The 16,373-nt window shown below is 33.1% G+C and carries 13 protein-coding genes and 3 pseudogenes; 12 read left to right on the top strand and 4 right to left on the bottom strand.

All coding sequences use genetic code 11. The features are described from left to right. On the bottom strand, positions 1-348 hold a 348-nt coding region (locus ACOMCU_RS07195; protein ID WP_421049770.1), incomplete at its 3' end, for a Crp/Fnr family transcriptional regulator. Between the two features lie 93 nt (positions 349-441). Here ACOMCU_RS07195 and ACOMCU_RS07200 point away from each other — a divergent pair. From ACOMCU_RS07200 to ACOMCU_RS07210, 3 genes are all read left to right on the top strand, one after another. Beyond that, on the top strand, positions 442-1,356 hold the full coding sequence (locus tag ACOMCU_RS07200) for a nucleoside hydrolase (protein ID WP_421049771.1): 915 nt from the start codon (positions 442-444) through the stop codon (positions 1,354-1,356). A gap of 1,407 nt (positions 1,357-2,763) precedes the next feature. Further along, positions 2,764-3,444: a response regulator transcription factor gene (locus tag ACOMCU_RS07205; RefSeq protein WP_421049772.1), complete on the top strand. Its 681-nt coding sequence runs from the start codon at positions 2,764-2,766 to the stop codon at positions 3,442-3,444. After that, the gene (locus tag ACOMCU_RS07210; protein WP_421049773.1) at positions 3,441-5,285 is read left to right on the top strand and encodes a sensor histidine kinase; all 1,845 of its coding nucleotides are present in this window, start codon (positions 3,441-3,443) and stop codon (positions 5,283-5,285) included. The genes ACOMCU_RS07205 and ACOMCU_RS07210 overlap by 4 nt, the downstream gene beginning before the upstream one ends. A 77-nt stretch (positions 5,286-5,362) precedes the next feature. On the opposite strand, the pseudogene ACOMCU_RS07215 reads toward ACOMCU_RS07210, so the two are convergent. Then, positions 5,363-5,897: pseudogene (locus ACOMCU_RS07215) on the bottom strand (N-acetylmuramoyl-L-alanine amidase family protein). Between the two features lie 216 nt (positions 5,898-6,113). Here ACOMCU_RS07215 and ACOMCU_RS07220 point away from each other — a divergent pair. Together ACOMCU_RS07220 and ACOMCU_RS07225 are read left to right on the top strand one after the other, a co-directional pair. Continuing rightward, positions 6,114-6,782 (top strand): GDSL-type esterase/lipase family protein, encoded by a 669-nt coding sequence (locus ACOMCU_RS07220; RefSeq protein WP_421049774.1) that lies wholly within the window; start codon positions 6,114-6,116, stop codon positions 6,780-6,782. Between the two features lies 1 nt (position 6,783). Then, positions 6,784-7,941 (top strand): acyltransferase family protein, encoded by a 1,158-nt coding sequence (locus ACOMCU_RS07225; protein WP_421049865.1) that lies wholly within the window; start codon positions 6,784-6,786, stop codon positions 7,939-7,941. A 560-nt stretch (positions 7,942-8,501) separates the two neighbouring features. On the opposite strand, the pseudogene ACOMCU_RS07230 reads toward ACOMCU_RS07225, so the two are convergent. Beyond that, a pseudogene (locus tag ACOMCU_RS07230) lies at positions 8,502-8,849 on the bottom strand (hypothetical protein); the annotation flags it as partial. Positions 8,850-9,677: 828 nt separating this feature from the next. Here ACOMCU_RS07230 and ACOMCU_RS07235 point away from each other — a divergent pair. The 5 genes from ACOMCU_RS07235 to ACOMCU_RS07255 all read left to right on the top strand — a co-directional run bounded on the left by ACOMCU_RS07235 (position 9,678) and on the right by ACOMCU_RS07255 (position 12,897). Continuing rightward, positions 9,678-9,827 carry a hypothetical protein gene (locus tag ACOMCU_RS07235; RefSeq protein ID WP_421049775.1) on the top strand — a complete coding sequence of 50 codons (150 nt, stop codon included), beginning with the start codon at positions 9,678-9,680 and terminating at the stop codon, positions 9,825-9,827. A gap of 129 nt (positions 9,828-9,956) precedes the next feature. Continuing rightward, positions 9,957-10,349, top strand: coding sequence for a hypothetical protein (locus tag ACOMCU_RS07240; protein ID WP_010860923.1), 393 nt, complete (start codon positions 9,957-9,959; stop codon positions 10,347-10,349). A 484-nt stretch (positions 10,350-10,833) separates the two neighbouring features. Then, entirely contained in the window at positions 10,834-11,346 is a 513-nt protein-coding gene (locus ACOMCU_RS07245; protein WP_010860922.1) for an RNA polymerase sigma factor, read from the top strand. Continuing rightward, the gene (locus ACOMCU_RS07250; RefSeq protein ID WP_421049776.1) at positions 11,330-12,301 is read left to right on the top strand and encodes an anti sigma factor C-terminal domain-containing protein; all 972 of its coding nucleotides are present in this window, start codon (positions 11,330-11,332) and stop codon (positions 12,299-12,301) included. Before ACOMCU_RS07245 ends, ACOMCU_RS07250 begins: the two co-directional genes overlap by 17 nt. A 374-nt stretch (positions 12,302-12,675) precedes the next feature. Continuing rightward, positions 12,676-12,897 (top strand): hypothetical protein, encoded by a 222-nt coding sequence (locus tag ACOMCU_RS07255; protein ID WP_421049777.1) that lies wholly within the window; start codon positions 12,676-12,678, stop codon positions 12,895-12,897. A gap of 325 nt (positions 12,898-13,222) precedes the next feature. Here ACOMCU_RS07255 and ACOMCU_RS07260 read toward each other — a convergent pair whose 3' ends face one another. Further along, positions 13,223-15,397: a DNA topoisomerase III gene (locus ACOMCU_RS07260; RefSeq protein WP_421049778.1), complete on the bottom strand. Its 2,175-nt coding sequence runs from the start codon at positions 15,395-15,397 to the stop codon at positions 13,223-13,225. Positions 15,398-15,597: 200 nt separating this feature from the next. Here ACOMCU_RS07260 and ACOMCU_RS07265 point away from each other — a divergent pair. Both ACOMCU_RS07265 and ACOMCU_RS07270 read left to right on the top strand, forming a co-directional pair. After that, a pseudogene (locus ACOMCU_RS07265) lies at positions 15,598-15,948 on the top strand (DNA topoisomerase); the annotation flags it as partial. Then, complete coding sequence (locus ACOMCU_RS07270) at positions 15,931-16,278, top strand: topoisomerase C-terminal repeat-containing protein (RefSeq protein WP_329600457.1); 348 nt, start codon at positions 15,931-15,933, stop codon at positions 16,276-16,278. The pseudogene ACOMCU_RS07265 and the gene ACOMCU_RS07270, both read left to right, overlap by 18 nt. Positions 16,279-16,373: the final 95 nt, after the last annotated feature.

Here is a 16,373-nt window from a genome sequence, read left to right on the forward strand (position 1 = left end):
AATTAAGTAAAAATTAAAATTAAAATCGACTTTCATCCATTCGTAAACCTGTGTTTTATGAATAGCTACCGTTTCACAATTGTGTTTTGCAATAACACTGAGTGTTTTGATTTTTTTATTAAATATTTCTATCTCACCAAAACAACTATATGAATCGTAAAAATATAAGGAAACCATCGTTCCTTCATAACTTTGTCTATACACTTTTGCTGTACCTGTAATTAGAATATACAGGTAATTATTTTGTTCTTGTGGAGGAATAATAAGGCTACCTTTCTGATGTCGTCTATAGATAAATTCTTTTTTTATATGCGCTGGTGCATCATTCAAAATATCTTTAAGATTCATATATTCACCTTCTTTTTGCTTTTGGTCATTTGACCTATTTTCAGTATAAATGGAATTGTATAATTAGGCCAAATCAGAATTGGAGGTCTTGTTATGAGAAAAATAATTATTGATACAGATACGGGAAGTGATGATGCAGTTGCGTTAATGATGGCACTAAAATCAACGGAGGTAGATATTCTGGCTATTACGACTGTTTGTGGGAACGTACCTCTGGAACTTGCAACTAAAAATGCTTTAATGACTGTAGAAGTAACAAATGCGCAAAAGCCACCTATCTATGTAGGAGCAGCTAAACCACTAATGAGAGATCTTGTAACAGCAGTTAATGTACATGGTGAAGATGGTATGGGAGATGATAATTTAATTCATCCAACCATTAATCCTGAATCTGGACATGCAGTTGACATGATCTTAGACTTGGTAGAAACAAATCCAGAAGAAATAGAAATCGTTACTATAGGCCCTGTTACAAATATAGGACTTGCAATATTAAAGGCGCCAGAAACCATGAAGAAAGTTAAACGTATTTATTCGATGGGTACTGCTGGATTTGGCCCTGGAAACACTACACCTGTAGCTGAATTTAATGTATATGTAGATGCAGAAGCATATAGCATTATAATGAAATCGAGAATTCCTATTAGTATTATCGGCTTTGATGTTTGCTTGGGTGATGCAGCTTGGAATAGAGAAGATATGGAATGTTTAATGGCGAGCGAGAAGGAAGAAGCAGTGTTTGCCGTTCAATGCAACAGTTCTCTTCTGGAATACAACCTACAAGCAAGTGGCGGGTACTTTGTTGATTTGCCTGATGCAGTGGCAATGGGTGTTGTATTATGGGATGATATCGTTCTTGAAGACAAATTATGTTACTGTTATGTGTGTACCACAGAAGAAGCGACTTATGGCCAAGTAATCATAAATGATGGAAGTAAATTAGCTATCTCAGATGGTTTTGGTAGCAATCCTCCTAATGCAACTGTCTGTAAGACCATTGACAATTAGTTATTCAAGAAACGGTTATTAGAATTATTGATAAGTTAACATTATTATGGAGTATTTCGAGAAAATTTTAAATTTCAGATCGTTAAATATTGATAGAGTTTATAGAGTTCTTCGCTTTGTTACAGGAGGGGAAATCTTATCTTCGATCAGTTATGCTAAGTTTTAAGATGGAAAAGAATCATCTTCGTCAACTCCCCTGTAAGAACGTAATCATCTTTCATTTTCTGTGGTGTGGTTAATTTTACGCTACATGGGGGCGTTAATTAAAGATCATTGAGTTGCATATGCAACTCTTTTTTTATTGAATTAAAGGGCCTGTATTGAGTTATACAACAAACGGGCCATTTTGTGGAATAAAGGTTGAATATTGAGTTTCGCAAGTACAAGGGGTTCCAGAAGCCAATCTTCCTACGCTCGTAAACAAGTAAAAAGGAATTCGAGAGGGTGGATTAGAGATAAAAAGTAACGACATAGGAAAATTACTCGGTCGCCCGGCTACACTGGTAAACGTAGCTTTAAGCCAAATTGTTAGTCAAATTCAAATTTCTCAAAACGGTGTAGAAACTAGAATAATTGAATAAAAAATAACAGCAAGCAATTCCTCCACCAATACATCGATTTGGTGGGGGAATTGCGTTTTTTTTTATTATAAATCAATCGTTCCTTCAAAAAATAAAGTTCGGAAATTGATTCACATAAACTCCCGTATATCTCTAGATAAACTTCGCAGTATCTCCATATAAACTACAGATTACTCTTATATAGTATAGCTGCCGTTATACTACTTAAATTAAGAAGCAGGTTAGCACAAGAAGAATTCAAGTTAATCATAGCCTTTAGAAGAGAATTGTTGGGATAATCGTACAAGAGAACGCAGTTGTCACTTGGTTCAATGCTTTACTTGTTTCTGAACGAATAGGTATTATAGCATCGCACGATGGATTAAAAATGAAACTTTAAAATTTCTCTTATTCAGCTAAAGGGGGTGTTCGTATTAGTTGAAGATCTTTGAGCTGTCTAAACGGCTCCTTTTTTATTCAATTGGGGAATCAGATGGAACTGAACTTCAATAAATTGGGCATCTATTCAGTAGAGGAAAAATCTTCCGCCAGCAAAGTACAGGCAGAAGCTTCAACAAGTGGTCTAGCTTCATTTTACAAGTTCTTCACAAAGGGTGCATTTTTTATTCTCGACAGCTTTTTATTAGATACCCAGAAAAGAATGAATTATTTGCAGAAATTCTACCTGATATGAAGATTAAATAAAGATATGGCAATGTCGTTGATTCTACTTACTTACTCGCTTAATATGGACATGTAAAGTTCATATAAATAGATTAAATGTTACTTACATTTAATCTTGGTTAGAATGAACTTAGAATATTAAATAATTAAGCAGGGGATAAAAATGATTGATTCAATATTAATTATAGAAGATGAGGATATTTTACGAGAAATTCTTAAAGATTATTTTCTAAATGCAGGTTATTCGGTTTTAGAAGCTAAAGATGGTGAAGAGGCACTAAAGGTATTTCAAGAAAATGAGCTTAGTTTAATTATATTAGATATTATGCTACCTAAATTGGATGGATGGACTATTTGCCGCCGAATTAGAAAAACTTCAAATATTCCGATTATTATGTTGACTGCTCGTACAGATGAAGATGATACATTATTAGGTTTTGAATTAGGAGCCGATGATTATGTAACGAAACCTTACAATCCATTAGTTTTATTAGCACGTGCCAAAAGGTTATTACATCAACGGGAACAGAAAAATGATGTAGTAGGTGATTATCTAGAAAGCGGTGGCATTAAAATATATATTCCGTCTAGGACTGTACAAGTAAATAATGAAGAGATTTCATTAACGCATACAGAATATGAAATGCTATTGTATTTAGTGGAAAATAAAGGAATAGTTATAACGAGAGATCAGCTTATAACAAAAGTATGGGGTTATGAACATATTGGAGATGACCGAACGATTAATAGTCACATGCGAAACTTGCGAAACAAATTAGGTGACCATTCCACATGTATAAAAACGATTGTTCGAACAGGTTATAAATTTGAGGACATACGATGAAAAGAGGAATTGTATTTAAGTTGTTTTTATTAACAACTATGCTTTGTATACTTATATTGGCTACCATTTTTGTCGGACAAACAATATTCTTTAAACAATTTTATATGAATAAAAAAGTAGAAGATTTAGAATCCAATTTAACTGTATTTGAAAAAGAGTATCATAAAAATAGTAACGACATTGCAAAAATTCAGCAGCTTGAAAGAGATTTTGCTGAAGAAAATAATGCTTGGATTACAATATTGGATCAGTATGGTCATTTAAAGCATGAGAATGATTTCTACATTGAAATACAGTTAAATGAGTATTATCAAAAACTACTTGGTATGAAAACAACTAAAGTTCCTTTATATATGATTGATGAGGATAATTCGGTCCAGTTGTCGGAATCATTATTGAAGAACAGTCAAGTATATATAATTGGATTCTTGAAAGAGTCGCAAATAATTCCAGTCGAAATAATGATTGAACCAGTCGAAATAAATATTAATAATGAAGTGTATAGTAGAAGTCAAAATATATTGGCAAAATCTTTTACTTTCAGAAATAAAATGCTCTATGAAAAAATAGGAGGAACTAGGGAAAATTTAAAAGAAATATATATAGCTAATGAAAATTCTGATTTGGTTAATCTAGGAGGGGAAATTATTAATATTCAACTTCCAGAAAGTAATGATTTATCCAACGTCATTTATTCTAATTCATTATTTTTAGAGCAAATTAAAGATTTTCAAAATAAGTTATTATTAGATAAACTTGATTTTCCTAATGCCACTACACAACTAATTAATTATGAACAAAATGATATTAAATATAAGGTTTTAATAGCAAAATCAGATGAAACGAATTCATATATATTTTCAATGACTTCGCTACAACCAGTTGATGAAGCTGTGCAAATGATTGAAGAATATTATATTTACATCGTTGCTTTTGTTTCTTTATTAATATTATTGGCATCTTATTACTATTCAATAAAAATTGCAAAGCCATTATTACGGATTACTCATACAACGGAGAAAATAGCGAATTTAGATTTTTCTGAGACAATTGCTGTTCATTCAAATGATGAAATTGGAGACTTATCGAGGAATATCAACTTACTTTCGAACGGGTTAAGTATGTATATTGAACAGCTACAGCAAGATATTGAAAAGGAGAAAAAGCTAGAAAATACGCGGAAAGAGTTTATTTCCGGTGTATCACATGAATTGAAAACACCTTTAAGTATTATGAAAAGCTGTATAACGATATTGAGAGGGAATGTAGCAAATCATAAGAAAGAGTATTATTTCGATGCATTGGAAAAAGAAGTCGATAAGATGGATTTATTGATTATCGATATGCTGGAATTAGCAAAGTATGAATCGGGTACGTATAAAATGCAAATGGATTCTTTTTATATCGATTCACTATTAGAAGAGATTTGCGAAAAACTAATGCCTGAAATACAACAAAAACAATTGCAAGTTGAGACCCATGTATCACAGGTTAAAGTAGTAGCCAACGAACGCCGTATCGAACAGGTTCTTACGAATTTTTTGACGAATGCTATCCGATATTCGCCTCCGCAAGAAAGAATAATTTTGGCGATAGAGGTGAAAGGAGAACTGGTGAAGATAAGTGTGGAGAATAAAGGTGCTCATATTGAAAAAGAACATCTAGAGAAAATTTGGGAGCGCTTTTATCGGATTGATGCTTCTAGAAAAAGGTCAGACGGTGGTACTGGTTTAGGACTGGCAATTTCGAAAAATATATTAATGCTACATGGGGTAGAATATGGTGTTTGCAATACAAAGAATGGCGTACAGTTTTATTTTTATCTACCAATTAAAAAGTGAAAAAAAGCTCATACAAACGGTTTTATAAACCATTCGTATGAGCTTTTTTTATGGGGCTACATAATTTCATAATGATTTTATTTTGCAAAGAATTCAATAATCCCATCTACGATAGATATAGCAGTTTTGCTTTGAAAATCTTTATAAACCATTCGGAGTTCATCTTCTTTATTTGACGTAAAGTCCAGTTCTAGTAATACTGCAGGAGCAGAATTGTTCTTTAAAACATAAAAATCACTGTCTTTTACACCACGATGTTTGGCATTAATATTTTGCTTAAAGATAGATGCTAGCAGGATTTTAGCTAAATTTTCACCCTTATTTTGATGAACTGTAATGAACAGTTATTCCGTTAACACTAGGATCGGTAAAAGCGTCGTGATGCATACTAATATACAAATCAGCTGAAGCATCATCGGCAATTTCAATTCTTTTTTGTAAAGCTTCTATTTGATTACGTCCTAAATCTATATCTTTATCACGTATTAGGATGACTGTTGCGGCTGTTCTTTTTTCAAGCTCCTGCTTAATATTTTGTGCTACTGTAAGATTCACCTCTTTTTCTCTTGTTCCAAAGGTTAAGCGCAGTTGTGCCAATATCAACGCCGCCATGGCCAGGATCAATCACAATGTTTTTTCCTTCTGTCCATTCAATAGGCCTTTACGGTTTTGAACGGATGGCTTTTTCATAGACAAGCTCATAGACATATTCATTATAGTCACAACACCATTTAAAATTCTTTACTTGATATCGATGTCATCTTCACCTAATCTTTATCTCTCTCTATTATTCTTTCTATAGTAAGAGAAAACAGGAGGTAAATTTAAATGACAAAAAAAATATTTCTGAGTGCGCTAATTGGAATCCTTGTAATATTCGCGACAGCCTGTGGAAACAAGCAGAACGAAAAACAAACAGCTACTGTCGATTCGAAGGATCAATATAAGTTGTTTTATAATAAAAGTGTTTTTTTGGGTGATTCACTTTTATTAGGATTACCTGATGTGTTAGAGGACTCTAATGTGATTAGTAATGCCGGTGCCACTGCTCTATTTGCCCTTGAAGAAGTTGATAAAATTGAGAGTGAAAAACCTGAACATGTATATATCATGTTAGGCTCAGATGACTTGTTGTGGCCAGTAGAAAATCCTGTGGGAGAATCAATAAAGAACTATAATAAATTAATTGAAAAAATAAAAGGAAAACTGCCAAATGTGAAGATACATGTCTTATCGGTTACACCAGTGACAAAAGAAGCAATGGAGGTAGAACCACGTTATAAAAATATCCCGGATTATAATAAGGCACTTGAAAAGATGGCAGCAACAAAGAATATCGATTACATCGATTTGTCCTCTATATTTGAAAAAAATGACAATCCGTATAGTGAGGATGGAATCCATTTCAAGGATGATTTTTATCCTATTTTTCTGAACCATATAAAGCAGCATATCCACTCTTCTAAAAACAATGAAGGGGTGCCTGATGGTGAATAAAATGGAAGTATCCACTCCAGAAAGGAAGAAAAATCGTTATATCCCGGGATTAGATGGGATAAGAGCGCTCGCTGTATTTGTAGTAATCGCCTACCATCTCAATTTAGAAGGGGCTTCAGGAGGTTTTTTAGGTGTAGGCGTATTTTTTGTCTTATCTGGGTATCTCATTACAGATCTATTGATTATGGAATGGACAAATACGGGACAGATTAATTTGCGTCATTTTTGGGTCAGACGTGTTAAACGCCTTTTACCAGGGCAGATCCTTGTATTGATTGTAGTGGCAGTATTTATATTGCTGTTTAACTTTACACGATTAGCCGACCTCTGGGGCGATTTTCTAGCTTCGCTTTTTTATGTGACGAATTGGTGGTTCATTTTTAACGATGTCGGCTATTTTTCCAATTTTGGACAACCTTCCCCTCTATTACATTACTGGTCTCTCGCTGTCGAGGAGCAGTTTTATCTAGTTTGGCCACTTATAGTCTTACTGGGACTCCGTTTCGTTCACAAACGTAAGCTTCTGAATTGGTTCATCCTTATCGGTGCATTTGCTTCCGCTCTAGGAATGGCACTGCTTTATCAACCAGGGCTAATGGACACAAGCAGGGTTTATTTCGGAACAGATACTCGTGCGTTTGCCCTGTTAATTGGAGCGGCACTTGCGTTATGCTTACCTAGCCAAATGTTTACGGGGAAGATTGTTGATAATAGAGCCTTGCGTATTTCTTTGGATATACTTGGGGCAGCTGGACTTGCCATTCTGTCATGGATGGTTTGGCAGACTAATCAGTATGAGGCTTTTCTTTACCGTGGTGGAATGGTACTTCAGTGTATTGCTGCGGTTTCAGTAATAGCCGCAGCGGTTCATCCATCTACTTGGATCAGTCGCTTTTTGGGATGCAAGCTGTTGCGCTGGTTTGGTGTTCGTTCATATGGAATTTATCTATGGCATTACCCAATCTTAGTTTTGTTCTTCCCTGTATCAGGAGGGGGAAATGCCATAGTTCATAATATCATACAAATTGTAATGATTCTTCTACTCGCTTCGATTTCTTGGCGATTTATAGAGCAACCAATCCGTTACGGAACGGAAGGAAGTATGTGGAGGAAGATCTACCGTCCTAAAAGTACAGCATGCTCTACTGTTAAAAAATAAAACACGCGTGCTAGTCATCTGTCCAAAATGAACCATGTCAATGGACACCCAGATTTATTTTTGATCAATTAATCGCTAAAAGAATGCCTAATTATTGTTGAAATCCGTTAGTCTAATAGCCGTGATACCACGGGTATGGGACTAACGAATTTTTTATGTCAGGTTATAGAATATACACACATTTCAAAGGGATAGCCTCATTTTATTTTTCTTTAAATGTTATTGATATTATCTTCATCAAATCTTTATTTCCCTCTATTAATCTTTAAACAGTACAAAGAAGCTTTGAAAAGGAGGGGATAGAAAAAAATAGCATTATAGTACCCATAAACTATAGAAAAAATAGAAAGAAGGCTCAGGGTAGAACGTACCTGCTCGTGGGGCTTGACCCCATCGACTAAACCGTTCAGTTATAATAAAACCATATAAAAAATGGTCAACCAGAAATATCTGGCTGACCTTATAATACGAACCGCGCAGGTTAGTTCAATAAGAAATCATAAAATTATAAGAGGAAAAGGAAAGAACCATCGTTTTATTACTGATTGGTTAATTTATTTCTACCATGGAGTTTCAGTTTTATGCTCGATGACTTGTATTACTATTGGTTCAATATTTTTTAACATTTGCTCGTATAGTTTACTATCGCCATTATTTTCACCCTGAAGTTGTACATCAGTCTGTGTTTTTGTAATGACATTAATTACTTGTTGTTTAGTAACGTTTTTAGAAGCTGCAATCTCAACTACAGATTTTCCTGTTGCCAATTCTTGTTTTAATTCTTGTGCGTTTATTTTTAATAAAGACAATAAAATTTCATCGTTCAAATAAAAGTCTGCAGTATAATCAGGTTTACCATTTAAAGAAAATAAACCTTCGGCTTTAATATTTGAAGGTGTAGGTTTACCTTCTAATACTGTTTGAATTTCTTCAGGGGTTGGTGCTTTAATAGAATTTACAGTTTCTACCGACTCATTTATTTCTTTTTTTTGAGTAGCATAGGCACTGCCAGCTCCTACTAATAATGCTGTTGAAATTCCAAGTGCAGTGAATAATTTTGTCTTAGGATTTAACATTTTAAAACCTCTTTTCATTGTTTTATTGGGTGTTACAAGTACTAATATAAACGCAGCATGTAAAGATGAAGTGAAGATGATATAAAGTTGAAATCAAACTTTATTATTCCACTAATCGGTGTTTCAATTAAAAGAAGCTGAAATGCCTCTTTTTTGTTATGCAGCTAAAGGAGGCAGTTAAGTGCAAGAAGGTGTTACTATATAAAATGGAGAATTTAAAAGGAAACAATATAAAAAATTGATGAGGAGCTTTGGTTATGTTTTTTAAATTGTTTAAAAAACATTTTGCTATTATAATTGCTTTTTTGATGAAGCAATAATGTAGTTTTTGAATAAATTATATTTAAGTTATTAAAAAACAAAGTACCTGTTTTGATGCATATATTCAAAATAGATATTTCCAATTTTATCTATATATTGTGTTTGTTTGCTATTGCAGAACTATATATTGATTAAGTGGTTGTTTGGTTAATTTCATGCATTTTAGTTTTTCGCGATAGCTTAGGGAATCTCTGCGTAATGGTGATCATACTGGCACTATCCCCCTATAATAAAATTAATCATCGAATATTAATTGTTAACTATTGCAATTCAACAATCGAGCCAGATTGTTGAATAAGAAAACATCTTAGGGAACACTATCAATGAGGTGTTGAACTAATGAAAAGATACGTTATATTTATACTGGCATTATTTCTTGTAATTGCCCCTAATAAAGCATGGGCCACAATTAAAGGATATGATAAAGTTGCAACGTCAAGTAAGGATGATATAACTTTATATGCCAAGAAAATCGATGATTTATTATGACTTCAAAATTGACTTTAAGGGAAGGATTGCCTCAAGACCTTTTTGGTTAAACGTTGCTAATAACCCTACTTATGCCCCTAAAATTATATATGAGTACATAAACAGAGATGGAAAGAATTAATCATAATTTTGAACCAAGGATATGATACTGGTGTTTTATTAGAAGAAATTTATGTTTTTGAAATTGGTGATAATCGATTTGGCGAGGTGATTGTTGATAATCCCCTTGCAGTAGTATTGAAAAATGCGAAAACTAGTTTAACACCAACTGAAGTGAAATTAAGTATTGGAGACAAGCATTATATTGTGGATTTAAGAACATTAGGTATCAAGCCAGAGAATGTATTTAAGGATATATTTTTTGGAGGCATTATTGAGTATGAAGTAGAAAACAATAACTTAATCGCAAGGTTAGCTGCACAAGTTTCTCCATCATACTCTATTGGTGAAGTTATTATTATTTATGAATATCGTGACAGAATGTATCAAGCAAAATTCGTGGATTTCCACCCCTACAAATAAAGTTTATGAAGTATTGTAATCATGTTTAATGGGTGTTTTTCTTCAATTAGACATCATAAAGGATCTTCAACAATCGGGAGCGATTGGTGAGCAACACCATTATGAAATGATCAAACTTTTTTAAAAAAGAAACTAATATCTGCTGATAAAGAATTCATTTCGATCAATCTTTTTTGAAACTGGATTCTTTATATTTATTGTAAAATGCTGGTTTGTGAGATTTTTTTGATCAAACTTTATTTCAAAGCAACAGGTTGATCTACTATAAATAGCCATTGGCTGTCGAAGATTGATTAAATGTAATCAATATATTTTCTAATTTATATTTTTAAATGAATTTGGCGAGAAGCGAAAACTTTCTTGCCAAGTTCTTTTTTTATTTCTCAACTAAAGAAATATACGTTAAAGAGAAATAAGTAACCTAAATTTATATTTTTTGTTAACCTTTTTAGTATTGAAACGTTTTAAAGGTGGGAGGTTTGAAATGAATGATTCCATGATGGGGAAAAAATTAAATGAGATACTAAAATTTGTTTACTCTTGCCTAATAAAAATGGGTGCTTCAAAGGAGGATGCAGAAGATATTATCCAAGATACTGCGTATAAGTTTTTACAATACATAGACTCAGTCCAGATTGATAATATACAAAGTTGGCTATTTAGAGTAGCAGTAAATCAATATTATGATTTGTCCCGTAAGAAATCTAGACGAAGAGATATATTATTGAAATTCAACGTACAGGAAATATTTGAGGAAGAAACACCTGAAAAAGTCGTCATGCAAAGTGAACTAGAAAGAGATGTACAGGAAATCTTAACTAAATTAAATCCGAAATACAGGCAATTGCTTCTTCTGAAATATAGTACAGGATTAAAAATAAATGAGATAGCAGAGCTGTATAGCATGAAAGAAGGATCTGTTAAGACTACTCTCCATAGGGCAAGAAAAGAGTTTATCGAACAATATAGGAGGTATGAAAATGAACAAGGAAAATGAGTTTTTTCCAAAAGATTTTGAGTTTGAGAAATTAGTAAAAAAAGCAAGGAAACGTTCAATTGTAAAAATGGTGCTCATTTCATTTGTTATTAGTCTCATCGTTTTATTTGGACTCTATTTTATGGGGAATACAATGATGAAAATAAAAATGGAAAAGGAAACAGACTTGGATTCGACTTGGAACGATATTATGGGCGCCAACATTGAAGAGCGAGGTACCATATTTAATTATTTTCTAACTTCTGCAACAGCAAAAATGACATTAGTAAAAGTCGTTGGAGGCGTACCAATTCCGTGGGGGGAACAGGAAAAAGTTTTTACTATTTTGGGAGCATCTCGACTTATTTCAAATAATGGTCCTTCTGGCTTAGGCTACTCAGATGATGAGCGAATTCCTTTGTATTATGAAGGAGAAAGAGTCGTTGAATTTTTTCATCCACAAGTAAATTATAAGCAAATATTTGATGATAGAACGTTACTTAATGCGATTGATGATAACACAGTTGTAGAAATGGCTTTTTCATTTGATGATGGATACTCCATTGAGGAAGTAAATGAGGTATTTAAAGAACAATTAGCATGGTATTGGGTAGATACGTTTAGTAAAGATGATATAGAAAATGATAATAAATTTAACAAAGATAAGAATTTCCCTGACGATACGATCGATGGATTTGAAGTATATGGCTTTCCGTATAACCGAAGTGCAGAAGCCTATTCTGCCTCTAACTTTATATCAATCTTAGAGAAGGTAAAGGAGGATGGTGGTAATTATCAAGACGATGCAGAGAAAATTATTAATAACATAACTAATCAGGGCAAAATGAAACTAGAACCTCAGAACCTTAAAATTATTGGTGTAGTGGTTACAGGAAAACCAAGTGATTTAATAAAGTTTAGTGATGAATCTATGATTCGCGGTGCTACATTAGGAGCAACAACAGACCAATATTAAATTAGAGTGGATACCAATGAAACTGACTTATGAGTAGGGGGACGGTGAACCGCATCATAAATAACTTGAAAATATGTTTCTTCCACAAACGGGTGCTTTACTTCAATAAGGAGTAGAGCCTTTTTCTACTTAAACTAACGGAGCAGGATAATGGAATAAGGTTCTTTAGAAACAGCAAGGGGGGAAGTGTATGAAAAAGGTATTAATTTCTTTATTAGCTGTAGTTGTGTTAGTAGGTGGGATTTATTTTGTGTTTAACCTTAAACCAACCATAACTATTGAAAAAAGTACTGCTTGATGTTTAATAATATCTGGCGGAGAAATCTTATCAACACATTGAACGTTAAGAAGCCCATCCCAACAATAAGAACCTTGTGCCACTTCGAGGAGCTGAATTAAAAATAGAATTTTATCGTAAACCACTAGAAAATACGTTGGGCGCATCTATATGGTTTAGTAACGATGAAATAGAAAATGCCCCATTAAATGACAATGTATTATTAGTGCCAAAAGAAAAAGGTGTTTATATTTATAGTGTTTCTGCACATTGGGAAAGGGGAAGTTCGAGTTATGCCTTTGTAATTGAAGTTAAGTAAGTCTTTTTTCTCTAACGGGTGCTTTAATCGAAGAAGATAGCAAAATCAGAAGCAACAATCTTTGAGAAAACAGCTATATTAAAAGAGCATGCTTAATATAATTTCTGGAATGTTTCTCCATTAAAGGGCACTTTAATGGAGGAAATATCATAGAAATGATCAATCTTTTTTATAGAAGAATGATTCAATAAAATATATAAAGAGCAAGTTTTGATTAAATTTTTTAAAAACACGCTCTTTCTTTTTGCTTGTTTATCAAGGCTATTATTAAATTCTTAATATAAGCTACAGACTTTCATCAATATGTTGAAAGTAGAATTGTTAGTTATTGTGGAAATTTAAAATTAATTTTACGTTCTTTTTTATCCCAAATAAGCTGGGCATTAAAAGTTTTCTCTCCTTTTTTAAATCCTTTTATCAAGTCTGTTTCACCAGTTGCCAAGAGTTTTTTCATATTCGATTGTGAAATAGTTTTTCTTAAAAGTTTCTTTGAAACCGAGAATTTACAATTAGCTGTTTTATAATTTGAACATCCGTAAAAAGTGCCATGATCTATGATTGACCCCTCGCAAAGGATACAATTCCCAACAACTGTTTTTTCTTTATTATATCTTTTATTGTACGGATTATTTGCAGTGATTTTATCGACTGCATTTTGATTAAATGCCCATTCCTTTTCACGCTTGTTAGCATCTGAAATCAATTTGTCAGCAAGCTTTTTTACTTGTTCCATAAATACTTTAGGAGAAGCGTTGCCTTCACCTATTTCAGAAAGTCGTTGCTCCCATTTGGCTGTCATAGAAGGGGAAGATAAGATACTTTCACCTAGTGCCTCAATTAGTAACATACCTTTAGCCGTTGCAAAGACTTGGTTTTTCTTAACTTCGATGTAGTTTCGATCTTTTAATGTACCAATAATTCCAGCGCGTGTAGCTTCAGTACCTAATCCTTCCGTTTTCGATAAGACCTTTTCTAATTCTGTATCTTCCAAATGTTTACCAGCTGTTTTCATTACGGTAATCAAATTACCTTCAGAATAACGATTTGGTGGTTGGGTTTCACCTTTTTTTACGTTAGCTTTCGCAACGATACCTTGCTCATTTTCATGTAATGGGGGGAGCAGTTCATCTTTGTCTGTAGGTGAGTTATCTTTAGAATGATAAATAACCTTACGCCAACCTTCTTCCATTAGCACTTTGCCCTTAGAGATGAATTCTGCACGTTTATCAACAAGTGAATGAATCGTTGTGTAAGAAAATATGGCATTGTTGTAATGTGCTGCAATGACTTGTCTTGCAACTAAATCATAAATCTTTTCTTCTTCTGTACTTAGCGTCGCTACGTCTGGTATTTGCTCTGTAATAATAATTGCATGGTGATCGGTTACTTTTTTTTCATTCACATATCTTTTATTATTCAAAATTGAACTTGTCGGTGGCGGAAGAAGTCCTTTATATTTATCAATTTTACTTAAATGCTCTAGTATCTTTGGTAGTGTTTTTGCTTCTTCATTCGTTAAAAATTGTGAATCAGATCTTGGATAGGAAACTACGCCCTTTAAATAAAGCTTTTGCAAAATATCCAGTGTATTTTGTGGTGAGAAATTATAGGCCTTGTTTGCTGTAGCTTGTAATGCAGATAAGTTGAATAACAATGGAGGAGAGTATTCCTTTGTTTCTCTTTTAATCCTATTAATTTCTACATTTTTATTGAGACAGAAATTAGCAATAGCAATTGCTTGTCGTTCCTCTTGAACTCTTGAAATGTTATCTTTATACCATTTTGCTTTTAACATTTTTCCATCAAAATTAAACTCTGTTTCCACTTCCCAAAATAGTTCTGATTTAAAATTCGCAATTTCATGTTCTCTCTTTACTATTAGTGCAAGTGTAGGTGTTTGTACACGACCAATTGAAAATACATCTTTCACGCCATTTCGTTTGAGGAGTACCGTGTATAATCTGGATGTGTTGATGCCAATTAGCCAGTCTGCACATGAACGACTTAGTGCTTCAAAATAAATATCGCGTGTTTTCTCTTCTGGTAGTAAATTTGCAAACCCATTTTTTACAGCGTTTTCTGTTAAAGATGATATCCATAGACGTTTCATCGGTTTATTAACACCGCATACTCTTATAATGGTGCGGATAATCAATTCACCTTCACGCCCAGCATCACCACCAATAATGATTTCTTGAATGTCTGGTCTTTTTACTAAACTTTTAATCACATTAAATTGTTTATACTTTGACTTAGTCACTTTATATTCAAATCGATCTGGAATAATAGGCAATGTTTCTAATGACCATTTTTTCCATGTAGGATTATATTCTTCAGGGGCTTTCAGTTCACATAGATGTCCAATCGCCCATGTGATAAGTGCTCCACCTGGAAAGTATGTGTTTGGCTTAACTTCAAAATAACCAGATTTTTTTGTAAAAGAAAAGGGGGCAGCTAATTTTGCAGCTTGGTCTGGTTTTTCTGCAATTACTATTTTCATATACTCTTCTCCTATTAATAATAATTACAACTTCTTGTATTATAATTATAAATGAATTTTCAGTATTACGGTTATATTAATATTGTGTCCATCTTTTAATAGAAAATCTAGTTATGTTGACTAATAATCTAGGCTTTCATACATATTAATTAGGTCCAAAATAATTAAGTCCATTTTTATGTAGATAACGTACCGATTGTCAATTGATCACTCATAATGAGTTTACCTATTTAAACGATTTGTTAAAAAAATATCAACAACTAATTGGACAGTCATTTGAACCAGTTCTAAGAGGACAAAATAAACGCTATGTAGACGGATCTAATGTAGGAGAGCACTATACCATTATTCCGACGAAAAAGGTCCCGACAGAAAAAGCGTTGCAATCAATGCCTGCGGATGAACGTAATATATATTTTGAAATTTTAAATACGACACTTGCGATGTTTCATCAAGATTTTGAATACGATGAAAAAACGATTTTGACAAACGTAAAAAAATTAGAGTTTAAATCGGTCGGTAAAACGGGGTTTGTGAAAGGCTGGAAAGAGCTCTTTTGTAAGTTAAGTCCATTAAATATCGAAGCAGAGCAGTTTACAAAACCAGCAAATAAAGATATTGTTACTTGCCCAGCATGTAAAGTAGGTAAAATAAGCTTACGTAAGAATTTTTATGGTTGTTCAGATTATAAAAATGGTTGTAAACAAACATTCCCTGAAAGGTTATTAGGTAAGAAGCTCTCTGAAAAGAATAATAAAGACTTATGTAGTAGCGGTAAAACTACAGATATTAAAGGATTTAAAGCTAAGAGTGGGAAACAGTTCAGAGCAGCCTTACATTTAGTTGATGGCAAAATTGAATTTGATTTCAATAATAAATAAAATCGGAAAAGAATGTAATTCCTTCCCGCAAAAATTATAAATTGAATTCATTCTGCAATTGAGACGGAACGTAAGACAATCTTTGCGCCTCCTTT

It is taken from the genome of Lysinibacillus sp. UGB7 (genome assembly GCF_049058285.1).
In the GTDB taxonomy this organism is placed as follows: domain Bacteria; phylum Bacillota; class Bacilli; order Bacillales_A; family Planococcaceae; genus Lysinibacillus; species Lysinibacillus sphaericus_B.